The organism is Acrocarpospora sp. B8E8 (assembly GCF_039871605.1).
GTDB classification, from domain to species: Bacteria; Actinomycetota; Actinomycetes; order Streptosporangiales; family Streptosporangiaceae; genus Acrocarpospora; species Acrocarpospora macrocephala.
In genome coordinates this window covers 60565-84791 of the sequence record NZ_JBDPLV010000055.1, presented here as the reverse complement: position 1 = coordinate 84791, position 24227 = coordinate 60565, and the positions used below count along the sequence as shown (strand labels likewise).

Genomic DNA, 24227 nt, shown 5'->3' with positions numbered 1-24227 from the left:
TGTCCCCGCAGTTGTACATCGCGGCGGGTATCTCCGGGGCGATTCAGCACCGGGCGGGCATGCAGACCTCGAAGACCATCGTGGTCATCAACAAGGATCCCGAGGCTCCCATCTTCGAAATCGCCGACTTCGGCATCGTCGGCGACCTCAACCAGGTGGTTCCCCAGCTCACCGAGGAAATCGCGAAACGCGAGTGACCAAGGGTGATGGCACCGCTGTCCCATCGCCATTTAAGGCGGATGGGCCGTCTCCGCGATGCGTATTCATTCTGGTTCCAAGAGGACGCCGCATGGCTGAGTCCGTATAACCGCTGGCCGGGGAGGGCCCCAGAACGTCGGTGGGGGGCGCTACGCTGCGGTCGTGCTGGGCGAACGGGTGAGCCGTGCCGTGACGGGAGGGGGAAGCGTGACCATTGAAGCCGCCAACGGAGTCGGCTCGGACGTGGCCGGGGATGTCCGCGCGGGGGTTGGCGGTGAGGTGTCCGCTGATGTGGTCGGGCGGGTGCTGGGGACGCAGTCCGCTTCGCCGTTGTCGTTCTGGGTGGGGCTGGCGCCGGGGAAGGTGGTGCAGCTCGACGATGTCGTGGTGACCCGGCGGGAGGTGCCGGGATACGGGCCGGTGCTGGTGGCGGGGATCGTGACCAAGGTCGAGGCGCGGCACGAGGGGGCCGCCTTCGACTCGGACGTCTTCCTGATCGCGGAGGGCAGCCTGCCGGCGGCGGTCGTGGAGGTGGCCGAGGTCAAGGTGACGCGGATCGAGCCGGAGGTGTTCGTGCCGCCGCTGCCGGGGGCGCTGGCCTACCGGGCGCAGGGGGCCGAGCGGGACCAGGCGCTGTACTTCGACGTCATGGAACGCCGCGTGCCGATGGGTCTCGGGCGGGACGGGCTTCCGGCGTTCGTCAACTTCGACTTCCTGGACGGGACCCGGGGAGCGCATGTGTCGATTTCGGGAGTCTCCGGAGTGGCGACGAAGACCTCGTTTGCCACCTTCCTGCTCTATTCGATTTTCCATTCCGGGATGCTCGGGGCGGAGGCCGCCAACACCAAGGCGCTGATCTTCTCCGTCAAGGGCGAGGATCTGCTGTTCCTCGACTACGACAACACCCGGCTGGACGACGTGGCCAGAGATCAGTACGCGCGACTGGGCTTGCCCGCACGACCCTTCCGGAGCGTGCACGTCTTCGCGCCACCACGGCCGGGCGACCCCAACGCCGTGCCGCACGTGTCGGCGCGCACGCGCGGCGTGAGCGCGTTCTACTGGACGCTGGCCGACTTCGTCGAGCAGGAGCTGCTGCGCTTCGTCTTCGCGGACGCCGACGACGAGCGCGCGCAATACAGCCTGCTGATCGGCCAGATGGCGGCCCGATTGCGTGCCGCCGCCCAGCCCGCCGGAGACTCGGGAGCGATCAGGTTCGAAGACGGCCCGATCTGCCGGACGTACCAGGATCTGGTGGACTTCATCGACGACCGGCTCACCGACGAGAGCACCCGCGTCGCCTGGACCGGCGCCCCGATGCCGCTGGGCACGATCAACGCCTTCCTGAGACGGCTCAGGACCTCCATCAGGTCGTTGTCGCCGATCGTCCGGGGCGACCTGCCACCCGGCCGGCCGCACACGATCGCCACCTCAGACGCCCAGGTCTCCATCGTCGACCTGCACAATCTCCCCGAACGGGCGCAACGTTTCGTGGTCGGCGTCGTCCTGCGCGGCGAGTTCGCCCGCAAGGAGAGCACGGGCTCGGCCCGCCCGCTCCTGTTCGTCGTCCTCGACGAGCTCAACAAGTACGCGCCACGCGAAGGCGACTCCCCGATCAAGGAGATCCTCCTGGACGTCGCCGAACGCGGCCGATCCCTCGGCGTCATCCTCATCGGCGCCCAGCAGACCGCCTCCGAGGTAGAACGCCGCATCGTCGCCAACTGCGCCGTCCGCGTCGCCGGCCGCCTCGACCCCGCCGAAGCCGCCCGCGCCGAGTACGGCTGGCTGCCCCCCACCGCCAGGGAACGCGCCACCATCGCCAAGCCCGGCACGATGTTCGTGGCCCAGCCCGAGATCCCCGTCCCCCTCGCCATCTCCTTCCCGTTCCCGGCCTGGGCCACCCGCCCGGCCGAAGCGGGCAACCCGCCACCCACGAGCAATGGCCCATCCCGTCCGGCCTTGTCCGACCCGTTCGCGGGTTTAACCGCCGAAGCTCCTGAAGATGACATCCCGCCTTTCTAGGCTGTTCATCGCCAGAGCCTCAGGGCGGCGACCCGCCCCGCGACCCCGATGCCAGGCCGCGACTCGGACGTTCGAAGGAGTTTTGAGCCCGCTATCACCGGTGCGGACAGTCGTCTGCTCCCTTCCAACCGAACAGTTCGCAGCACGAGGAGTCCGATGAAGATCCTTCACACCGCCGACTGGCACGTGGGCAAGGTGCTCAAAGGGCGTGCCCGGCTGGACGAGCATCGGGCGGTGCTGCGCGAACTGGTGGGAATCGCGCGTGCCGAGGATGTGGACGCGGTCATCGTGGCAGGGGACGTGTTCGACACGTCCGCGCCCACGCCGGAGGCGCAGGCCCTGGTCATGCCCGCGCTGATGGCGCTACGCGAGGACGGCCGCCAGGTCGTGGTGCTGGCGGGCAATCACGACAATCCTTACCTGCTGGATGTATATCGGCCGGTGTTGGGGGCGCTGGGCATTCACGTGCTGGGGACGTTCCGGCGGCCCGACCGAGGTGGAGTGGTCACGTTCACGGCCCGCTCGGGTGAGCCGGTCCGGCTGGCGGTGTTGCCGTTCCTGTCGCATCGGCACGTGGTCCGGGCGGCGGAGGCTTTGACGGAGTCGGCCGCCGAGCACAATCGCAACTACGCCGAACGGTTCGGCCAGCTCGCCGCCGCGATGACGGCGGATTTCACCGCCGACACCGTCAACCTGGTGACCACCCACGGCACCCTGCCCGGCGGCCGCTTCGGCGGCGGCGAACGCGAAGCCCAGTCGATCTTCTCCTACTACTTCGAGGCCACCGCGTTCCCATCCACCACCCAGTACGCCGCACTCGGCCACCTGCACCGCCGCCAGCAGATGCCAGGCCCTTGTCCGATCTGGTACAGCGGCTCCCCGATCGCCGTCGACTTCGGCGAGGAACGCAACACCCCGGGAGCACTCCTGGTCACGGTCGAACCCGGCAGCCCCGCGTTGGTCCGCGAGGTAGCGATCACCTCAGCTCGCGCTTTGGCCACCGTGACCGGCACCCTCGGCGAACTGGAGGCGATGGCGCCCGACCTGACCGAGACCTGGCTCCGCGTGATCGTGGCCGAGAAACCCCGCCCCGGCCTGGCCGACATCGTGCGCGAACTCCTGCCCGGCGCCCTCCAGGTCGACCTTCACGAACAGTTCCGGCCCACTCAGGCGAGGCGACGCGACAGCGACTCGGGCCCGACCTCGCGCGGCCCCCGGGACCTGTTCGGCGACTATCTCGGCGCCACCGGCCGAGACGACCCCCGCGTAGCCGCCCTCTTCGACCGCCTACACGACGAGGTGACGAGTTGACACGCCCGATCCGGCCGCACGACGAGGTGACGAAGCTGATGCGCGCGATGCGGCTGCACGACGAGTTGACGCGCTGGGTCCGGCCGCGTGACGAGGTGACGAAGCTGATGTGTGCGATTCGGTTGTGCGGTGAGTTGATGCGCTGGGTCCGGCCGTGTGACGGGGTGATGAGCTGATGCGTCCGATTCGGTTGTACCTGGAGAATTTCGGTAGCTTCCGCGAACCGGTCGAGGTTGACTTCGCCGATGTCGACTACTTCGCCCTGGTTGGTGCCACAGGCTCTGGCAAGAGCACGGTGATCGACGCCATCTGCTTCGCTCTCTACGGCACCGTCCCCCGCTGGGGCAAGGAGAACGTGGTCGCCTATGCCCTGGCCCCCTCCGCCACCTCTGGCAGGGTCGCCCTGGTCTTCGAGGTGTCCGGACGACGTCACGGTGTCGTGCGCACGTTGCTCCGGGACGCCAAGAACAGCGTCCGCACCAAAGAGGCCAGGCTCGACGAGCTCGATCCCGGCGTGCCGCCCACCTCGCCGATGACCGACCTGCTGGCCAAGGTGACGAACGCGGTCGCGGAAGGGGAGCACGTCACCACCGAGGTCCAGCGCATCACCGGCCTCGAATACAAGTTCTTCACCCAGTGCGTGGTCCTCCCGCAGGGCCGCTTCGCCGAATTCCTGCACGCCCAGCCCCGCGACCGGCAAGACCTCCTCGTCCAGCTGCTGGACGCCGAAGTCTACGAGCGGATCCGGCAGCGCGCCGTCCGCGAGGAGGACACCGCCAAACAGCACGCCACCTTCGCCCGCAACGAACTCAACCGCCTGTCCGGAGCCGACGAACCGGCCGAACGCGCCGCGACCGAACGCCTGGCGGCCCTGAAAGAGCTGGCGTCCCGCGTAGGCGACGATCTGTTGGCCTTGACCGCCCACGACGAGACGGTGCGCCGACTTCAGGAGGAGCAGCGGGCTGCGGCAGGCGCTCTGGCCGCCCTGACCCGTCTGACCATGCCCGGCGATGTGCCCGGCCTGGCTGAGGGCCTGCGATCCGCTGAGGAGGCGGTAGGAGCGGCGAGCACCACCGTTACCACCCTGGAGGAGGCGGAACAGCTCGCGGACAGGCGTCTCGCCGACCTGGGCGACCGGTCCGCGCTGGGAGAACGCGGCAGCCTGCTGGAGCAGTACCTGCGCGTCGCCGGTCAGGCGGTCCAGGCACGCGCGGAGGCGGACCAGGCCACGTCGGCGCTCCCCGCCCTCGTCGAGCGAACCGCGGCGGCCGAACGCGCCCTGACCGACGCCGAGCGGGAACGCGACCGCCTGCGAACGGCGCACGCCGGTGCCGAAGTGGCCCACAGCATCGTCGTGGGAGCACCCTGCCCCGCCTGCCTCCGCCCGGTGACCGAACTCCCGCACCACCCCGCCCTGGCAGGCCTCAGCACCGCCGAGGGCGCCGTCAGATCCGCACGGAAACACGCGGAAGACGCCCGTACCCACCACGGCAGAGCAACCGCGGAAGCCGACCTTCTCACCCGTCACGCCAGCAAACTGACCACCGAGCTATCCGACCTCTCACGAAAAGTCGCCATTAAAGCGCATGAGCCCGTGCCTGCGGACCAGCCCCTGTCTGCGGGTGGGCCCTTGCCTGGGGATGAGCCCCTATCTGCGGGTGGACGCACGCCTGGGGATCAGCCCCTGTCTGCGGGTGGACGCACGCCTGGGGATGAGCCCCTGTCTGCGGGTGGGCCCTTGCCTGGGGATGAGCCCCTATCTGCGGGTGGGCTCAGGTCTGGGGATGAGCCTCTACCCGCGGGTAGGCCCTCGCCCGGGGATGGGCCCATGGGTGCGGGTAGGGCCACGCCCGGAGATGCGGCGGGTAGGCCCCTGCCTGGGGATGGGCCCATGGGTGTGGGCAGGGCCAAGCTCGGGGATGCGGCCGCTCGTGCGGGGGAGGCCGCGCGGATCGGCGAGATGGCGCGGGTGGAGTTGGTGGAGATCACTCGCAAACTTCAGGCTTTCGATGAAGCGGGCAGGCAGGTGGCGGCCGCGCGGCAGCGGACTCGGCAGGGGAGGGCGGCGCTCGCGGCGGCCGAACGGGCCGCCGCCGGGTTGCGCGGGCGGGTCGAGCAGGCGTGGCGGGAGCTGGAGGCGGCGCGGGACACGGTGGCGGGGTTCCGGCCGCCGCCGGTGGAGCGGGCGGACATCCATCAGGGCTGGGCGGCGCTGCTGGCCTGGCGTGACCAGGCGGCCGAGACGGAGCGGGAGGCGGGACGGGCGCGGGGGGAACGGCTGGCCGAGGCGCTGCGGGTCCGGGACGGGGAACGGGCCGAGCTGGTGGCCCGGCTCGGGGAGCACGAGCTCGTGGTGCCGCCGGACTTCACCCCGATGCGGATCGGGCAGGCGCTGGCCACCACGGTGGCGCAGGCGGAGAGCAGGCTGGAGCGGATCCGGGAGGCGCGGGAGCGGGCCAGGCAGCTGGCCCAGGAGGTGGCCGACCGGGACGAAGAGGCCAGGGTCGCGCACGAGCTGTCTCTGCTGCTGCGGGCCAACCAGTTCGAGCGCTGGTTGTGCGCCGAAGCCCTGGAACTGCTGATCGCCGCCGCTTCCGACACCCTCCGGGATCTTTCCGACGGTCAGTACGAGCTGGTTCTGGGCGGCAAAGGCGAGATCGAGGTGGTCGACTACGCCGAGGCCGGTCTGCGGAGAAACGCGCGCACACTCTCCGGCGGTGAAACCTTCCAGGCCGCACTCGCACTGGCACTCGCCCTGTCCGACCAGGTAGCAGGCCTGGCCGCCTCCGCCGCCCGCAGCCTTGACTCGATCTTCCTCGACGAAGGCTTCGGCACGCTCGACCCCGCCACCCTCGACACCGTCGCCACCACCCTGGAACGCCTAGCCTCCAGCCACGAACGCATGATCGGCGTCGTCACCCACGTCCCCGCCCTAGCCGACCGCGTCCCAACACGCTACGAGATCACCCGCGACCAAACCGGCTCCCACGTCCAAAGGACCACAAGATGAGCACCACCCCCATATCGGCCCGGTTCGGCACTCTTCCGGAGCGTCGCTGGCTGAGCACGACCCTGTATCGGCCCGATTTGGCACTTGTCCGGAGGATCACAAGATGAGCACGACCTTCGTATCGGCCCGGTTCGGGTGTCTTCCGGGGCGTAGCTGGCTGAGCACAACCCTGTATCGGCCTGGTTTGGGTCTTGTCCGGAGGGTCGCCGGATGAGCACCACCCCGTATCGGCCCGATCTGGCACTTGTCCGGAGGACCACTAGATGAGCACGACCTTCGTATCGGCCTGGTTTGGGTCTTCTCCGGAGGGCCGCGAGATGGGCACGGCCCCGTATCGGCCTGGTTTGGGTCTTGTCCGGAGGGCTGGCAGTTGAGCACTACCTTGCAGCGGCCGGGGTTCACTGTCGATCCGTGGGATCCGGGGTATGCGGCGGCGGTTGCGGTTGAGGCGATGGCTGAGCTTGAAGGGAGTTCGGCGGAGCTTGAGCTGGAGGTTGAGGTTCCGGCCGATCAGTGGCGGCCGATCACGCCCGCGCCGGGAACTGCGGCCCCTAAGGTGCTGCTGATCGCTGATGGGGTGCGCAGGATCGACGCTCGGGTGTGGGTGGACGGAGCGGCGGGGGAGATGCCGGCGGCCGGGATCGCGGCGTCGTACGCGGCCGGGATCGTGCGGTGTGTCCCGGGGGGTGACACGCCCGCGTCGCTTGCCGCTGTCGAGGTGCGGCGGGCGTTGTTCAGTTCGGCGCCCAGCGCGCCGGAGGCGGCCACCGACCTGGCTGTCTACCAGGCGGAACAGAGCGGTGACGGCGGATTGGATGACCTGTCGCTGGCGTTGCAGCGACGCCTGACCGAGCTTGAGGTGACTCTCGCGATCAACTACCGCGCCGGATCGGGGGAGGACGACCTGCTGCTCGTGGACGGGCCGTTGCGCGGGCGCACCCACCTGCCGAGAACCGTCGGGTACGTCAAGACGCACCACACGTCCTACCTGCCGAAACCGCAGGCGGCCGTGGTGCCCGCGCTCACCAGAGGCCAGCGTACGCCGGTCTTCCGGATGGGAACCAGCTGGCAGCGCCACGCCTGGTACGTGAAATTGCCCGTGCGCTCGCAAGCGCCTTGGGCGGGCATCGCACGTTGCGAGGCCGGAGCCGACCTGTCCGGCCCCGAGGTCGCGGCCCTAGCCGACGCGATCACGCTGGTACTGCCCTCACTCGCGGGAGTCGACTACAAGGACCCCCGAGCGCCACAGAACCTGGTGCCGATCGGCGGCCTGGAAAAGCTCCTCCGTCACCGCCTCGGCGACCCCGGCCTGCTCTATCGAGCCCTACGCTCGGCGGCAACCAGGTCCTGATCTATCGGGAGCCACGATGGCCGCTGAACAACCGCTCACCAGAGGCCCACTATCACGGCCGACCGGAGCATCTGCCCGCCCACCCGCTGCTGCGCTCAACCCTTCGAGCTGGTGTCGATCGGGTACGGCGACACCCCCACCCACCCTCCGGTTTCTTCCCGGCTCCACCCGCCCTCGCCGTCGCCATGGCCGCGCTCCCGCCCACCCTGAGAGCGTCCTCATACCCGGGGTCGGCGAGAGCGACCGGCACTTCCATGGTGAACGCGCCCAAAGGACCGAGGACGCCGTGCTCACAGCCCTGCTCACGGCCCTGCTCACGGCCCTGCTCAAGTCCTGCTCACAGCCTGCTCGAACGCGGCGATCCGATGCCGATCAGCTCGTGATCTTCAGCGGCTCCTTGTGATCTTCTGTGGGTCACTGCCTCCGCACCCATGGTGCTGACCTAGCCGCGCTCGTGGGATGAGGTTGTCCGGTGGTGTCTGCCCGTAGGCGTGTGTCGTCCTCCAGGCGGGGGCGAGTCCGGGGTACGCGGCCGGAGTCGGGTGTGACACCCCGGTCTATGCCGCGGTTGGGTGCGACGCCCCAGGCGGGGCCGCGGTTGGGTGCGGTATCGCGGGCGATGCCGGGGTTGGGTGCGACGCCCGGGGCGATGCCGGGGTTGGGTGTGATGCCCGGGGCGGGGCGGGGGTTGTGGTGGGGGTTGCGGTTGTTTGCTGTCGGGGTTGCCCGGGTTGCTGCCAGGGGCGGCGGCGGGGGTGGAGTTTGGGGTGGCGGTGGAAGCGCATCACCACGGTGCCGTTGCCTAGGTCGATGATGTCGACCCGGTCGGGGTGGCGGGATTTCCATTTGTTGTCCGGAGCGCACAGGGGGGCGAGGTTGGCCAGGTCGGTGCGGCCGGTGGGGTGCCACGGCTGGATGTGGTCGATTTCGCAGAGGTAGGCGGGGATGTGGCAGCCTTCGCGGGCGCAGGTGGTGTATTGGGCGAGGATGGCTTCGCGTTGGTCGGCAGAGGCCAGGCGGCGGGTGCGGCCTAGGTCTAGGAGGGCGCCGTCGGTGTCGCGCAGGACGCGGCGTAGGTCGGCGGTGTAGGCCATGCGGCGGGCGTCGGCGGCTGGGATGGCGGTGCCGTCCTGCAGGTGGGCGGGGTCCTCGGATTGGCCGGTGAGGGTCTGTTCGGTGACCGAGACGTGCATGACGGTGCGGCGTCCGCCGCCGGAGAGGCGGACGGCCAGGGCGTCGGCCATCCGCCGCCCGTGATCACGCCCGTCTTCGGCGCCGTTCTTGACGGCCAGGGGTTCGAGCCAGGTTTGGAACTGCAGCGTCAGTTCCGGGTCCAGCAGACCGGTCACCCGGCCCATCCCGTCCAGGGTGGCGGCGATGCTCAGGTGCTGGCGTTCGGTCTGAGCGGCGGCACGGGCCAGCCTGCCGCCGGGATCGACCGTCTCCAGGATCACCTGACCGGCCCGGGTGACATCTTCGACGGTGGCGGCCGGGTCGGCGGCCAAGTCCAGCAGGATCGGCTCGGCCAGCCGAGCCTCATCGTCATCCAGAGGCCGGACCGCTGAGGCGACCGCGGCGGCGGACCCGAACGGCAGGCTGCCCTCGGCCAGGCGGGCGGCCAGATCCGGCAGGCGGGACAGCTGGCGGGCCAAGGTGAGGCGTTCCCCGGCCCGGGCGATCCTTGAGCCGGTGGCCGCGGCCAGCCACGCCCCGATCGACCTCCGCCCGAACAGCTGGTGGCCTTTCCCGGCATCGGCCACCCCCAGCCGGACCGCGATCGCGGCCTCGGCCCGGTCGATCACCCGCGACCAGGCCACGATCTCGGCCATCGCCGTCTCGGCGTCGGAGGGCACGGGCGAGTCGGCGGCGGTGAGCGCCTCGGCCCGGCGCAGCAGTTCCCGTATCGCCGCTGCGGCCAAACCCGGATCAGGATGATCAGAACGGCCAGGACGGTCAGAGCGGTCAGGGCGGTCAGGGCGGTCAGGGTGATCCCCGCACCCCGCATCACCACCAGCACCAGCGGCGCTGGAGCGCGTCGTTGCGGGGTGTGGGGTGCCGGAACGCGAGGTACCGTCGTTCCTGCCGGATTCGCTGCCGGATCCGCAGCCGGAGTCGGCTGCGATGATGTCGGTTCGGGAGGGATCCAACAGCAGGACCGCGCCACGGGAATCGCCGGGAATGCCGGGAATACGGTCGGTTGCCTGTGCCCTGGGTGTTCGGGGAGGTCGCCGGGGAGGTGTTCGCGGGTGCGGGACCGGCACACCGCCGGAGCCGACAATGAGGGAAAGCCCGGCGGCGGGGTCGTGGCCGTCGTCGTGGCCGTCACGGTCGGCGGGAGCGCAGAAATGCGGAGGTGGGAAGGAGGGGGCCCGGTGGTCGGACAGCAGCACTGCACCTGAGGTCATCATCGCGGGCCACCTCCTGTCATGGATTGATCGGCCGACCTGCCATCCAGGATATCGCTCACACGTTCGATTAGCAACTCTGTGTAGTTGTATATGTGCGAGTTGTCGCGAATGGGAGAGTGTGAGGGCGGCAGCGATGAAGTCAGCGATCTTCCATGGGCGTTCGCTTGGTGTCCCGCAACGCCTTCAACCCACCGTGAATCCATCGAGAATCCATCGTGAGCTGCGCGTTCGCACGCCCGGCGAAGGGCACCCATCACGCGAGTCCTCTGTCACTCCTCGGGCTCCCCCCGCCGCCGCCAACGCCGTGGCGCCCACACGAAAGCCATGGCACGGGGGTTCCCCGCCCACCCAGCCCTCGGCTTTCCCCAGGGCTCCGCCCGACCCCATCATCGCCATGATCGCTCGAATGGAGTGGTGGCTTGATCCGTGTGGTTGTCCCACCCGCCCGGCCCGTTTGTTTCCCTTCGGGCTCCGTCCGACCCCATCATCGCCGTGGTCGCTCGAATGAAGTGGCGGCTTGATCCCGTGTGGGTGTCCCACCCATGGAGACGGACTGCTTGGGGACGGCCATTCGATGCCGGTTATGGGCTATCGGGTGCTGCGTTCTGAGGTGACCAGGTCTTGAGTGAGGAGTTCGGTGGGGGCGAGTTGGAGGGCGCGGATGCCTGCGCTCAGGACCAGGGGGACGGCCAGGGCCAGGGCCATTGATAGGACGGCGGCGCCCGAGTCGTTGACCAGCATGCCGACTACGCCGCTGACCAGGGCGCCCAGTAGGCCCGCCTTCAGCATGGGGGCCCGTTCGAATGCCACCGGGAGAACTCCGGCGGTGGCCGCGCCGGGGCGGAGTAGGGCGAAGATGAGGAAGGCGAAGGCGGCGATGACGACGGGCATCAGGTTGGGGCTGAGGAGCGTGTGCAGCATTGCTTCCAGTTTGCGGGTGATCACTGGGAGGAAGGTGCCGTCGATCACTTGGCCGACGAAACGGCCCAGGTGGGTCTGCGAGGCTGGGGGGCGGCGGTAGTCGAGGTAGGCGATGGCCATGACGATCACGCCGCCCGCGACGCAGAACGCGCCCAATTTGATGATCGACACGCGCTTGCCGGCCACGATCAGCGTTGCCACCGCGATGCCGGGCACGAAGGCGATCACTCCGCCGAAGTCGCTGCCGACTCCTGGCCAGCCGTCCAGCACCATGGCGAAGATGCCGAGACTCGCCACCAGGGCGACGGCCAGGGTTCGTCGGCCACGTCGTACCAGTGTGTCGGCGGCGGCCGTGGCGACCAGCAGGACGGCGGTGGCGAGCAGCGCGAATGGGATGTTGCCGAGGCCGTAGTAGCGGGCGCCCACCACGCCGGTGTAGCCCATCACGCCGTTGAGCTGGAGATGGGTCCCGGTCAGCAGGTCACCGAGCAGGACCGCCGCCGTCACCCCCGCGACAACCCCCAGCGGAAGAAGGACGTTCTCCGCCGAAGCCGAAGCCGAAGCCGAAGCCGAAGCCGAAGCCGAAGCCGAAGCCGAAGCCGAAGCCGAAGCCGAGGACGGACCCGACGTCGGGGCGGATGCGGAAATCCGAATCGGATCAGATGCGGGAATCGGAGTCGGGGTGGGGCTGAGGCGGCGGGTAAGTAGTCGGGGCAGGCTGAGGGCGACAGTCGCGAGGGCTGCCGCGAACGTGATGATTCCGGCGGCCAGGGTCAGGGTGGGGGATCCGGTGGCGGCCCAGGGTGTGAGATTGATGAGGTAGGTCGCGGCGGGGATGGACGCGATGGCGACCGCGGCGATCCGGACCGCGCCAAGGCCCTTGCGGCGGCGGAGCAGGAAGAAGGCGGAGGCGTAGAAGAGGACCTGCAGGACGGCCAGGCAGGTGAAGAAGATCCCGCCCATGTCGCGGATGGTCTGACCGGCGACGTCGGCGGTACGGAGCCGCTCGACGGCCTCGTCCAGAGCGATCGGCTCGCCGGGGCGCCAGGCCTGGCCGATGGCCGTCGCCGGGATGTCGGCAGCGGTCAGGCCCGCGCTGAGGAACAGGCTCGTGGTGAGGTCGGGCAGGATGACCATGTCGTCCCGGTGCGTCGAGGCCGCCCCCAGCAACCGCGTCGTGCCCGCCCCCGGCGGCTGCGTTGAGACCGTTTCCGGCAACGGCGTCGCGGTCGTTCCCGGCGGCTGCGTTGACGCGCCCCCCGGCAATGGAGTCGTGGCCGTTTCCGGCGGCACCGGGAGCAACCCGGGGGGCAGCATCGTGACCTGTGGCGACGGGATGCGCATCATGGCGACCCGCAGATGCGGTACGGAACCATGATCGGACAACCCGGCCACCAGCACCGTGAAGGACGGTGGCAGTCCGGCCAGTACGGTGCCCACCTGGGTGTCGGCCGTGCGGACGGCGGCGCGTCTGGCCTCGGGGGAGAGCTTTTCCGCGGTCCTGGTGAGCTTTTCGCCGTCCAGGTAGGGCCGGACCAGGCTGTCCACGTCCACCGCGAGGAGCTCGCAGCGGGACCAGTCGGTGACCCGGTCCACGGACGGCTCGTAGAAGTCGACGGCGCCGTTCTCGTCGGAGAGGGCCAAGGCCGCGCCGGGTCCCACCGCCATCGTGCAGCGGTCCAGATGCCGGATCCGGCCGACGGTGCCCGCGGTCGGCACCCCGGCGACCGAGGCGAACCAGCCGAACCCGCGGAGCGCGGGTTCGCGCAGGCTGGTGTCGGGTTCCGGTGGCAGTCCGCAGCGGGAGCCCACCGCCGACCGTACGCCGGCCGAGACGGTCAGCCACCCGTCGTACGGGCAGGTGACGCTGCCCACCGTGCGCACCGAGAGCGAGCCGACGGCGCTCTGCCCGGCGAGCCGCCACAGGTTCGGGGTGTCGGTGGCGTTGACGTCGCTCCACATCAGCCCGGGCACCCCGATCAGGGCGACCCGCCCGGCATTGACGGGATTCGCCCCGGCCGGTGCGGCCGTGAACGCCAGGCCGTACAAGATGACGGCCAGCCCGACCAGCGCGCGCCTCACCGAATGACCTCCCCGAACTCGTGAACGGCAAGGGGCACCGTAGGGGCAACCGGCCCCCGCCGTCCAGGCGACGCCGCGCGGGCGCCCGATGAGGTCAGGGAAGGGTGATTTTGACGGTTGCCGGAGCGCTCTCGTTGTGCAGGCGGTCGAGTGCGGTCACGTGGAAGAACCCGCCCGCCCTGAGCTGGTACGCGGGGCGGGCGCTCGCTGGGATGACCGCGACCAGATTGCGCCCGTCGGCGGTGGCGCAGCTGTCCTGCTGGGAGGTCCGGTAGACGGCGTAGGCCCGCGCGCCCGGCTGGGCCTGCCACACGAGCGCGCCGCCGACGGCCTTGAGGTCCTCGGGCGCGGCCGGAGTGCCCTTCGGCAGTCCCTGGATCAGCGGCAGCAGCGCGGGACGGGCATAGTGCTCCTCCGCCAGCCGATCCATCACCTTGAGCGGATTGCCCCGGACCTGCGCCGCGCTGAAGTACACATCCCCCTTCACCTCCGGATATTTCCGGTTGAGCGCCAGATGCGCCGGCATCTCACCCGCCTTCGACCAGGCGCCCGACGTCCCCACCTGATACAACGCCTGCCCGATGTAAAGATCGACTCCGGTCCCGCGCACGGCTTTCGCCCACCACGGCACGAGCACCTTGTAGTCGGCCACCGCCAGCCCCCGCGGCCAGTAGAGCTGCGGCGTCAGATAATCCACCGACCCCGCCTTGATCCACGCCTTCGGATCCGCATAAATCTGGTCATATGCGGACATGCCGCGCGTGTTCGATCCGCTCGGGTCATCGGACTTGTTGCGCCAGATCCCGAACGGGCTGATCCCGAACTTCACATACGGCTTGGTCGTGCGGACCGCCTTCGACACCTGCGCGACCAGCTTGTTGACGTTGCTCCGCCGCCAGTTCGCCAGCGTCTTCCCATCCCCATATTTCCGGAAAGCCGCCGTGTCCGCGAACTTCGCCCCACCCCCCGGATATGGGTAGAAGTAGTCGTCGAAGTGCACCCCGTCCACGTCATACCGCCGCACCACGTCCTTGATCACGCGCGTGACATGGTCCCGCACCTGCGGCAATCCCGGATTGTAGTAAAGCCGCCCCTCATGCTTGATCGTCCACTCCGGATGCATCCGCGCCGGATGCCCCGCGGGCAGCTTCGCCGTCTTGTCGTCGTACGCCGCCCGATACGGGTTGAACCACGCGTGGAACTCCAGCCCCCGCTTGTGCGCCTCGTCCACCAGGAACGGCAGCGGATCCCAGCCCGGATCCTTGCCCGGCGTCCCCGTCAGAAACTTCGACCACGGCTCCAGCGACGACCGGTAGACCGCGTCCGAGGCGGGCCGCACCTGCAGGAAGACCGCGTTGAAGTTGCGCTTCACCGCTGTGTCCAGCAACTTCACATACTCGGCGCGCTGCCGGTCCGGGCTCAGCCCGGTCTTGGACGGCCAGTCCAGATTGTGCACGGTCGTGATCCACATGCCCCGCAGCTGGCGCTTGCCGGCCTCGGGCGCGCACGTCGCCGGCGGAACGTTCTCGCCCGTGGCGGTCCCCGGCGTCAACGCGTACGCCACCGAGGCCGCGGACGCGGCGACGGTCGCGACGGCCAGAACCTGACCCACCTGACGTTTCACTGAGCTCACCAAGCCTCCTCGGGGAACGGCTCCTCAGTGTCGCATCGGCGCGGGCATGCTTTGGCCGGAAAAAAGAAATCGACTCGTGATGCGCATGTGACGAAAGGCACCTATGAGCATTGCCCGATCGCCGGCCGCGTGAAACGGCCGGCGTTCGGAAACCCCTTAATCCTCGGTGCTCGCGACTTTGTCCGCGAGATGGGATGGCAGCGGCTCATAACGGAGGAAACCGCGATGGAATGACCCGGTTCCATGCGACATCGACCGTAGATCTATCGCGTATCGCGTGATTTCCAGCTCGGGCACCTCGGCCCGCACCAGGGTGCGCCCGGTGCCCACCGCCTCGGTGCCGAGCACCCGCCCGCGCCGGGAGGACAGGTCCGACATGACGGCGCCCACGTACTCGTCGGCGACGAGCACCGACACCTCGTCCACGGGTTCGAGCAGCAGCGCCGGGACCTTCGCGGCGGCCTCCCGCAGGGCCAGCTGCCCGGCGATCTGGAACGCCATGTCGGAGGAGTCCACCGAGTGCGCCTTCCCGTCGTACAGGGTGACCCGGATGTCCACCATCGGATACCCGGCGACCACGCCGCGATCCATCTGGGCCCGCACGCCCTTCTCCACCGACGGGATGAACTGGCGCGGCACCACGCCACCGACGATCTTGTCCACGAACTCGAACCCGCCGCCGGACGGCAGCGGCTCCACCTCGACGTGGCAGACCGCGTACTGCCCGTGCCCGCCGGTCTGCTTCACGTTGCGGCCCATGCCCTGCGCCCGGCCGCCGAACGTCTCGCGCAGCGGTACCCGCAGCTCGATCTTCTCGACCTCCACGCCGTGCCGCTTGGCCAGCCGGTCCAGCAGCACGTCGGCGTGGGCCTCGCCCATGCACCACAGCACCAGCTGCCGGGTCTCCGGGTTGTTCTCCAGCCGCAGCGTCGGGTCCTCGGCCACCAGCCGGGCCAGCGCCTGCGACATCTTGTCCTCGTCGGCCTTGGACTTGGCCCGGATGGCCACCGGCAGCAGCGGCTCCGGCATCTCCCAGGGCCGCATCAGCAGCGGCCGCTCCTTGTCCGAGAGCGTGTCGCCGGTCTCGGCGTGGGCCAGCTTGGCCACCACGCAGACGTCCCCGGCCACGCATTTGGCGATCGGCCGCTGGGTCTTGCCGAGCGGCGAGGTGAGCGCGCCGATCCGCTCGTCCAGGTCGTGCTCGCGATCCGGCACGTGCCCGGAGACGTGCACGGTCATGTCTGGGCGCAGCGTCCCGGAGAACACCCGCACCAGGCTGATCCGTCCCACGTACGGATCGGAGGTGGTCTTCACCACCTCCGCCACCAGCGGCCCGTCCGGGTCGCAGACCGGGACGGCGACCAGCTTGCCGTCCAGCGTGGTGACCTCGGGCAGCCGGTGCTCCGGCGGGCACGGGAAGCCCTGCGTGATCACTTCCAGCAGCTCAAGCAGCCCCACCCCGGGCGCGACCGCCAGCACCGGGTGGAATCCGGCCCGCGCGACGGCCTTCTCCAGGTCGTCGATGAGCACCTTGGTGTCGATCTCCTCGCCGGAGAGGTAACGGTCCATGAGGGACTCGTCCTCGCTCTCCTGGATGATCCCCTCGATCAGCTCGCCGCGATACTGTTCGATCAGCTCCAGCTGCTCGGCGTCCGGCTCCCGTTCGGTACGGCTCCCGCCGCCATAGTCGAAGTAACGCTGCGACAGCAGCCCCAGCAGCCCGGTGCCGTTCACCGGCAGGTAGAGGGGGGCGACGCCGTCGCCGAAGGCGTCCTGGCAGGAGGCGAGCACCTCGTCGAAGTTGGCCCGCTGGTGATCGATCTTGGTGATGACGACCGCGCGGGGCATGCCGACGCCCGCGCACTCCTCCCAGAGCATCCGGGTGAGCCCGTCGATGCCCTCGGCGGCCGACACCACGAACAGCGCCGCGTCCGCCGCGCGCAGCCCGGCCCGCAGGTCGCCCACGAAGTCGGCGTACCCGGGCGTGTCCAGCAGGTTGATCTTGATTCCGTTGTGGACCACGGGAGCCAGGGACAGGTTGACCGAGCGCTGTTGCCGTACCTCGACCTCGTCGAAGTCGCTCACCGTGGTGCCGTCCTCGACCCGGCCGGCCCGCTGGATGGCGCCCGTGGCCGCCAGCAGCGCCTCCACCAGGGTCGTCTTGCCCGCTCCGGAGTGGCCGACCAGCACGACATTGCGCACCATGTCCGCCCGATCGGCCGTGGGTGCCCTGCCCGCGGCCCCTGATGTCCCTCCGCTAACTCTTTCCGCCACATCGCCTCCCGGGTCTGAGAAGGTCGCGAGCGGTCGTTCCAGCCCATACGCGCACGTCGCGGGCCGGAGCGGCCGCCCCCGGCCGCAGCTGCGCGCCCTTCCGCACCCCCGGTACTTCAGGCGCGTGTAACCCACCCTTTACCGATGTGCCCCAGATCACAAGACCCTTGCTGTGATTGTGGGTCCCCTCGGATGCCCTACGATCGGACCGCGATGCTGAACGTCCTACGCCCTGTGATCGCCCGAGTCATGACCCCGCTGGGCCGGGTGCTCGCCAAGCACGGCGTCTCGCCGAACGTGATCACCGCGATCGGGACCGCGGGAACCGTCGCCGCCGCGCTCTGGTTCTACCCGCGCGGGCAGCTGGTCTGGGGCACGCTGGTCATCACCTTCTTCGTCTTCGCCGACATGCTGGACGGCGTGCTCGCCCGGCTGACCGGCAGCGGCTCCACCTGGGGCGCGTTCCTCGACTCGACCCTGGACAGGCTCGGCGACGCCGGCATCTTCTCCGGGCTTATCATCTATTTTGTCCTGTTTGACCAGTTTATCCTCGCAGGGGTGGGGCTCTTCTGCCTGGTCTCGGGGGCGCTGGTGTCGTACGCGAAGGCGCGGGCCGAAGGGCTCGGGATGACCGCCAACGTGGGCATCGCCGAGCGCCCGGAACGGCTGCTGATCGTGCTGGTGGCGGTGTTCTGCGACGGGCTCGGGGTGCCGTATCTGCTGGCGGTGGCGCTCTGGGCGCTGGCGGCGGCCAGCGCGGTCACCGTCGGCCAGCGGATGGTCAACGTCTACCGACAGGCGGTCGCCCATGACGCTCACTGACCGGATCGTGGCCGCGGCGTACTCCGTCGGCTGGTCCCTGGTCAAACTCCTCCCCGAACCCCTCGCGTCCCGGCTGTTCCGGGCGATCGCCGACGTGATGTGGCGGCGGCGCGGCAAATCCGTGCTCCGGCTGGAGTCCAACCTGGCCCGGGTGACCGGCAGGGACAAGACCGACCCCTACCTGCGGGAGCTGGCCAGGGCGGGCCTGCGCTCCTACTTCCGGTACTGGATGGAGGTCTTCCGCCTCCCCGCCATGGATCACCGGCGGATCGTGGAAAGCACCCACGTCACCGATGAGCACCACATCTTCGACGTCCTGGCGGCCGGGCGCGGCATCGTGATCGCGATCCCGCACACCGGCAACTGGGACGCCGCGGGAACCTGGCTGATCGGCCGCGGGCACTCGTTCACCACCGTCGCCGAGCGGCTCAAGCCGGAGTCCCTGTTCGAGCGGTTCGTGGCCTTCCGCGAGGGTCTCGGCATGGAGGTGCTGCCTCTCACCGCCAAGGGCGGCGGCACCGCGCACGCCTTCGGCACGCTGGCCAAACGGCTGCGGGAGGGCAAGGCGGTGGCGCTGCCCGCCGAGCGCGACCTGACCGCGACCGGCGTCGAGGTGGACTTCTTCGGGGCCCGCGCCCGGATGGTGGCCGGGCCCGCCCTGCTGGCCATCCAGACCGGCGCGGCATTGGTGCCCGCGATCCCGCTGTTTGAGGGCAAAGAATGGGGGCTCCAGGTTTTCGAGGAGATTCCCGTGCCCGCCGAGGGCACCCGGCAGGAGAAGGTCGCCGCGATGACCCAGCGTTTGGCGCACGCCTTCGAGAAGGGCATCGCCGAGCGGCCCGAGGACTGGCACATGCTGCAGCGGCTCTGGCTGGACGATCTGGACCCACGGTGAGGGTCGGCATCGTCTGTCCCTACATGTGGGACGTGCCCGGGGGAGTGCAGGCCCACGTCCGGGATCTGGCCGAGGCGCTGATCGAGGACGGGCACCGGGTCTCGGTGATCGCCCCGGCGAGTGACGACGCGCCGCTGCCCGCCTACGTGGTGTCGGCGGGGCGGGCGGTGCCGGTGCCGTACAACGGGTCGGTGGCGCGGCTGACGTTCGGGTTCCTGTCGGCCAACCGGGTGCGCAAGTGGATCAGGGAGGGCCGGTTCGACGTGCTGCACGTGCACGAGCCGGCCGTGCCGTCCATCGGGGTGCTGGCCTGCTGGGTCGCCCGCGGCCCCATCGTGGCCACCTTCCACGCCTCCTACCAGCGCTCCCGGGCCATGTCGGTGGCCGCGCCGATGCTGCAGAGCGCGCTGGAGAAGATCACCGGCCGGATCGCCGTCTCCGACGCGGCGCGCAAGACGCTGGTCGAGCACCTGGGCGGTGACGCCGTGCTGATCCCCAACGGGGTGACGGTCGGCCGCTACGCGGAGGCCGAGCCGCTGCCCGGCTGGGGCCCGGACGGCGACGTGATCGGCTTCCTGGGCCGCATGGACGAGCCGCGCAAGGGCCTGCCCGTGCTGCTCGAGGCGTTCACGAAACTCGCCCAGGAACGCCCCCGGCTGCGGCTGATGGTGGCCGGGCCCGGCGACGCCGAGGACGTCTACGCCCGCGTGCCCAAGGAGCTGCACCCCAGGATCGGCCTGCTCGGGCTGGTCAGCGAGGCCGACAAGGTCCGCGCCTACCACTCGGTGGACATCTTCTGCGCGCCCAACCTGGGCGGCGAGAGCTTCGGCATCGTGCTCACCGAGGCCATGTCGGCGGGCGCGCCCATCCTGGCGAGCGACATCCCGGCGTTCCGGCGGGTGCTCGGCGAGGGCCAGGCGGGCGCGCTGTTCGCCACCGGCGACGCCGCCGCCCTCGCCCGCGAGGCCGCGCGGCTGCTGGACGACGCGGCGCTGCGCGCCAAGTTCTCGACCGAAGCCCGCCTCGCGGTCCGTAAGTACGACTGGTCCACGGTCGCCCGCGACGTGCTGCGGGTGTACGAGACCGTCGTCGGGGCACCCGTCATCGTGGAGGACGACGCCTGATGACGACCACGCTGATCCTGGTCGTGGGCGCCATCGTGCTGCTCACGGCCGTCTACATCTCCTGGCGGGCCGGGCGTCTGGACAGGCTGCACATCCGCCTGGAGACCGCTCAAGCCGCCCTGGACGCCGCCCTGCTGCGCCGCTCGGCGGTCTGCCTGGAACTGGCGGGGTCCCGGCTGCTCGACCCGGCCACCTCGCTGGTGCTGGCCGCCGCCGCCCACGAGGCCCGTACGGCCGGCCCCGACGAACGCGAACACGCCGAGAGCGACCTCTCGCGCACCCTGCGGGCGGTCGTCGACCAGGAACGGTTCCTGGAGAAGGTGCACGCGCCGGAACTCCTGGAGGAGCTCGACAGCGCCGTCGCCAAGGTGGTCTACTCCCGCCGCTTCTACAACACCGCCGTCGGGGTCACCCGGATCGCGCAGCGCCGCTGGCTGGCCCGCACGCTCCGGCTGGCCGGGCACACCGACTTCCCGCGCTTCTTCGAGATCGACGACGCGCCCCCGGTGGCCCTCGCGACCGAGTAGCGATTTACCCGCTCTGGCCGATTTCCCAGACAGCCCGGGTAAGCTCTTGCCGTTTCATATCGGGAGGAGACTGTTCGGTGCGGGCAAAACGGGTCATCGGTGCCGCGCTGGCGTCGGGTTTGGCGCTTCTGGCCGCCGCGTGTTCCTCCTCGGACGACCCGCCCGGCAGCCAGCCGCAGGCGGCCAGCGTCACCGAATCCCCGACCGCCCCGCCCGAGCATCCGTTCACCGGGATGCCGATCGCGGCCCGCCGCCCGGTGCTCGCCGTCAAGATCGAGAACACCTCGTCGGGCAAGCCGCAGATCGGCGTGGACAAGGCCGACATCGTCTACGTGGAGCAGGTCGAGGGCGGCCTGACCCGGTTGATGGCGATCTTCTCCTCGCGGCTGCCCAAGGAGGTCGGCCCGGTCCGCTCGGCCCGCATCTCCGACCTGCACATCCTGCCCATGTTCGGCAAGCCCGCGCTGGCCTACTCCGGCGTGCAGACCAAGATGATCCCGTTCGTGCAGGAGGCGTCGCTGTTCGACGTCTCCGACAGCGCGGCGCCCGGCGCGTACTTCCGCTATCCGGGCAGGTACGCGCCGTACAACCTGGTCGGCACTCCCAGCAAGCTGCTGCGCGAGGCCGGGAAGGCGACGAAGGCCAAGGACATCGGCTTCGCCTTCTCCGACGAGCCGCCCGCCGGGGGAGTCCCCAAGAAGAGCTACAGCGTGCGCTACCCGGCGGCCAGGTTCACCTTCGGCTGGAGCGAGGCCAAGAAGCGCTGGCTGGTCTGGCAGGACGGCGCGAAGGACATGGCGGCCAGCGGCGCCCAGCTCGGCGCGGCCACCGTGGTCGTGCAGTACACCAAGACCGAGCGGTCCCAGTTCCACGACGTGAACGGCAGCTACACGCCGCTGGTGCACTCCACCGGCAAGGGCACCGGGATCGTGCTGCGGGACGGCCAGGCGTACAAGGTCAACTGGGAGCGGCCGAGCGAGGAGGAGGGCACCACGTTCACCACCCCCGACGGCGAGCGCATGACCTTCGCGCGCGGTCCGGTATGGGTGGTTCTGGCGTCCAGGAAGCCGATCCAGCCGTAAGGACACCCTGTCCAAGGTTTCCGGATAACCCTGACAAAGTGGAGCGTCCGGGAGGGCACTGCCCGACGCCTAGGATGAAAGTGTCCCGCTATTAATCAGAAACCCGTCCCATAGCCAGCCGCATGGCCGCCGACCAGGCGACTCACCGCTGCGGCTGACCAGATCACGACTTTCTAATTAACCAGCAGTGTGAGGTATCGCCGTGTCTACCCCTGAAGTCTCCCCGTCCGTCGGCACCGCCCGCGTCAAGCGCGGCATGGCCGAGATGCTCAAGGGGGGCGTGATCATGGACGTCGTCACCCCGGAGCAGGCGAAGATCGCCGAGGACGCGGGCGCGGTCGCGGTCATGGCGTTGGAGCGCGTGCCCGCCGACATCCGCGCGCAGGGCGGCGTGTCCCGGATGAGCGACCCCGACATGATCGACGGCATCATCGCCGCGGTGTCGATCCCGGTCATGGCCAAGGCCAGGATCGGCCACTTCGTGGAAGCCCAGGTGCTGATGTCGCTGGGCGTCGACTACATCGACGAGTCCGAGGTGCTGACCCCCGCCGACTACGCCAACCACATCGACAAGTGGCGCTTCACCGTGCCGTTCGTGTGCGGCGCGACCAACCTGGGCGAGGCGCTGCGCCGGATCACCGAGGGCGCGGCCATGATCCGCTCCAAGGGCGAGGCGGGCACCGGCGACGTCTCCAACGCGGTCACCCACATGCGGACCATCCGGGGCGAGATCAAGCGCCTCACCTCGCTGCCCGAGGACGAGCTGTACGTGGCGGCCAAGGAGCTGCAGGCGCCGTACGAGCTGGTCGCTGAGGTCGCGAAGACCGGCAAGCTGCCGGTGGTGCTGTTCACCGCGGGCGGCATCGCCACCCCCGCCGACGCGGCCATGATGATGCAGCTCGGGGCCGAGGGCGTCTTCGTCGGCTCCGGCATCTTCAAGTCCGGCAACCCGGCCGAGCGCGCCGCCGCCATCGTCAAGGCCACCACCTTCCACGACGACCCCGACGTCATCGCCAAGGTCTCCCGCGGCCTCGGCGAGGCCATGGTCGGCATCAACGTCGAGGAGATCCCGGCCCCGCACCGGCTGGCCGAGCGCGGCTGGTGACTCACGTGAAGATCGGCGTGCTCGCCCTGCAAGGGGACGTGCGCGAACATCTGCGCGCCCTGGCCTCCGTCGGCGCGCACGGCATGTCGGTACGGCGTCCCGAGGAACTCGAAGCGGTGGACGCCCTGGTGATCCCGGGCGGCGAGTCCACCACGATCTGGAAGCTCGCCGTCGCCTTCGACCTGCTCGAACCGCTCCGGGCGCGGATCAAGGAAGGGCTGCCCGCCTTCGGCTCCTGCGCCGGGATGATCATGCTGGCCGACCGGATCCAGGGCGGGATCGACGGCCAGCAGACCCTCGGCGGCATCGACATGGTGGTCCGCCGCAACGCCTTCGGCCGCCAGGTCGACTCCTTCGAGGCCGACCTCGACTTCGCCGGGCGCGGGCCGCTGCGCGCGGTGTTCATCCGCGCCCCCTGGGTGGAGTCCGTGGGCGCCGATGTCGAAGTGCTGGCCCGCGCTGGCGATAGGATCGTCGCGGTCCGTCAGGGGCCGTTGCTCGCGACGTCCTTCCACCCGGAGCTCACGGGTGACGCGCGGGTCCATTCGTATTTCGTTGAGATGATTAACCAGAAACCCGTCCCATAGACAGCCGCATAGCCGCCGACCAGACGACTCACCGCCGCGGCCGTCCAGATCACGACTTTCTAATTAATAAGGGAGCTCTAGGCGATGTCCGGCCACTCCAAATGGGCGACGACGAAGCACAAGAAGGCCGCGCTCGACTCCAAGCGCGGCAAGCTCTTCGCCAAGCTCATCAAGAACATCGAGGTAGCGGCCAGGACCGGCGGTCCCGACCCGGAGGGCAATCCGACCCTCTACGACGCCATCACCAAGGCCAAGAAGAGCTCGGTCCCCAACGACAACATCGAGCGCGCCCGCAAGCGCGGCGGGGGCCTGGAAGCCGGTGGCGCCGACTGGCAGACCATCATGTACGAGGGCTACGGCCCCAACGGCGTCGCCGTCCTGATCGAGTGCCTCACCGACAACCGCAACCGGGCCGCCTCCGAGGTCCGGGTCGCGCTCACCCGCAACGGCGGCTCGCTGGCCGACCCCAACTCGGTGTCGTACATGTTCAATCGCAAGGGCGTCGTCATTGTGTCCAAGCTGGTCTCCGAGACCAAGGCGGGCCGGGTCGAGCTGACCGAGGACCAGGTGCTCGACGCCGTCCTGGACGCGGGCGCGGAAGAGGTCAACGACCTGGGCGAGTCCTTCGAGATCGTGTCCGAGGCGGCCGATCTGGTGCCGGTGCGCAAGGCGCTGCAGGACGCGGGCATCGACTACGACTCCGCGGAGAGCAGCTTCATGCCCTCGATCAGCGTGCCCGTGGACGAGGAGGGCGCGCGCAAGGTGTTCCGCCTGATCGACGCGCTGGAGGACTCCGACGACGTGCAGAACGTGTGGGCGAACGTGGACGTCTCCGACGAGATCCTGGAGAAGCTGGACGCCTGAAATTCGCTCGCTCC

18 protein-coding genes are annotated in these 24227 nt (G+C 69.7%); 14 read left to right on the top strand and 4 right to left on the bottom strand.

Features of this window, described 5'->3' with window-relative positions; all coding sequences use genetic code 11:
* From ABGB08_RS38745 to ABGB08_RS38720, 6 genes are all read left to right on the top strand, one after another.
* On the top strand, positions 1-197 hold a 197-nt coding region (locus ABGB08_RS38745), incomplete at its 5' end, for an FAD-binding protein (RefSeq protein ID WP_347601152.1).
* Positions 198-405: 208 nt separating this feature from the next.
* Positions 406-2217, top strand: a complete 1812-nt coding sequence (locus ABGB08_RS38740) for an ATP-binding protein (protein WP_347601150.1) — start codon at positions 406-408, stop codon at positions 2215-2217.
* A gap of 156 nt (positions 2218-2373) precedes the next feature.
* On the top strand, positions 2374-3528 hold the full coding sequence (locus ABGB08_RS38735; protein WP_347601148.1) for an exonuclease SbcCD subunit D: 1155 nt from the start codon (positions 2374-2376) through the stop codon (positions 3526-3528).
* Positions 3525-3704, top strand: a complete 180-nt coding sequence (locus tag ABGB08_RS38730) for a hypothetical protein (protein ID WP_347601146.1) — start codon at positions 3525-3527, stop codon at positions 3702-3704. Before ABGB08_RS38735 ends, ABGB08_RS38730 begins: the two co-directional genes overlap by 4 nt.
* Positions 3704-6538 carry an SMC family ATPase gene (locus ABGB08_RS38725; protein WP_347601144.1) on the top strand — a complete coding sequence of 945 codons (2835 nt, stop codon included), beginning with the start codon at positions 3704-3706 and terminating at the stop codon, positions 6536-6538. Before ABGB08_RS38730 ends, ABGB08_RS38725 begins: the two co-directional genes overlap by 1 nt.
* Before the next feature lie 451 nt (positions 6539-6989).
* Positions 6990-7889: a hypothetical protein gene (locus ABGB08_RS38720; protein WP_347601142.1), complete on the top strand. Its 900-nt coding sequence runs from the start codon at positions 6990-6992 to the stop codon at positions 7887-7889.
* 557 nt (positions 7890-8446) lie between these two features.
* On the opposite strand, the gene ABGB08_RS38715 is transcribed toward ABGB08_RS38720, so the two are convergent.
* The 4 genes from ABGB08_RS38715 to ABGB08_RS38700 form a co-directional block, all read right to left on the bottom strand.
* Complete coding sequence (locus ABGB08_RS38715) at positions 8447-9808, bottom strand: DUF222 domain-containing protein (protein WP_347601140.1); 1362 nt, start codon at positions 9806-9808, stop codon at positions 8447-8449.
* A 1077-nt stretch (positions 9809-10885) separates the two neighbouring features.
* Positions 10886-13300, bottom strand: a complete 2415-nt coding sequence (locus ABGB08_RS38710) for a hypothetical protein (protein ID WP_347601138.1) — start codon at positions 13298-13300, stop codon at positions 10886-10888.
* Positions 13301-13394: 94 nt separating this feature from the next.
* The gene (locus ABGB08_RS38705; protein ID WP_347601136.1) at positions 13395-14924 is read right to left on the bottom strand and encodes a family 10 glycosylhydrolase; all 1530 of its coding nucleotides are present in this window, start codon (positions 14922-14924) and stop codon (positions 13395-13397) included.
* 165 nt (positions 14925-15089) lie between these two features.
* Entirely contained in the window at positions 15090-17207 is a 2118-nt protein-coding gene (locus tag ABGB08_RS38700; protein WP_347601134.1) for an elongation factor G-like protein EF-G2, read from the bottom strand.
* Between the two features lie 192 nt (positions 17208-17399).
* On the opposite strand from ABGB08_RS38700, the gene pgsA reads away from it, so the two are divergent.
* The 8 genes from pgsA (at position 17400) to ABGB08_RS38660 (ending at position 24213) form a co-directional block, all read left to right on the top strand.
* The gene (gene pgsA, locus ABGB08_RS38695; protein ID WP_246269031.1) at positions 17400-18029 is read left to right on the top strand and encodes a phosphatidylinositol phosphate synthase; all 630 of its coding nucleotides are present in this window, start codon (positions 17400-17402) and stop codon (positions 18027-18029) included.
* The gene (locus ABGB08_RS38690) at positions 18016-18924 is read left to right on the top strand and encodes a phosphatidylinositol mannoside acyltransferase (RefSeq protein WP_347601132.1); all 909 of its coding nucleotides are present in this window, start codon (positions 18016-18018) and stop codon (positions 18922-18924) included. The genes pgsA and ABGB08_RS38690 overlap by 14 nt, the downstream gene beginning before the upstream one ends.
* Positions 18921-20048 (top strand): glycosyltransferase family 4 protein, encoded by a 1128-nt coding sequence (locus ABGB08_RS38685; protein WP_347601130.1) that lies wholly within the window; start codon positions 18921-18923, stop codon positions 20046-20048. Before ABGB08_RS38690 ends, ABGB08_RS38685 begins: the two co-directional genes overlap by 4 nt.
* Positions 20048-20575, top strand: a complete 528-nt coding sequence (locus ABGB08_RS38680) for a hypothetical protein (RefSeq protein ID WP_347601128.1) — start codon at positions 20048-20050, stop codon at positions 20573-20575. The genes ABGB08_RS38685 and ABGB08_RS38680 overlap by 1 nt, the downstream gene beginning before the upstream one ends.
* Positions 20576-20652: 77 nt before the next feature.
* Complete coding sequence (locus tag ABGB08_RS38675) at positions 20653-21657, top strand: DUF3048 domain-containing protein (RefSeq protein ID WP_347601126.1); 1005 nt, start codon at positions 20653-20655, stop codon at positions 21655-21657.
* Between the two features lie 196 nt (positions 21658-21853).
* On the top strand, positions 21854-22762 hold the full coding sequence (gene pdxS / locus ABGB08_RS38670; RefSeq protein WP_218038478.1) for a pyridoxal 5'-phosphate synthase lyase subunit PdxS: 909 nt from the start codon (positions 21854-21856) through the stop codon (positions 22760-22762).
* A 5-nt stretch (positions 22763-22767) separates the two neighbouring features.
* The gene (gene pdxT, locus ABGB08_RS38665) at positions 22768-23349 is read left to right on the top strand and encodes a pyridoxal 5'-phosphate synthase glutaminase subunit PdxT (protein WP_347601124.1); all 582 of its coding nucleotides are present in this window, start codon (positions 22768-22770) and stop codon (positions 23347-23349) included.
* An 84-nt stretch (positions 23350-23433) separates the two neighbouring features.
* Positions 23434-24213: a YebC/PmpR family DNA-binding transcriptional regulator gene (locus ABGB08_RS38660; RefSeq protein WP_347601122.1), complete on the top strand. Its 780-nt coding sequence runs from the start codon at positions 23434-23436 to the stop codon at positions 24211-24213.
* Positions 24214-24227: the final 14 nt, after the last annotated feature.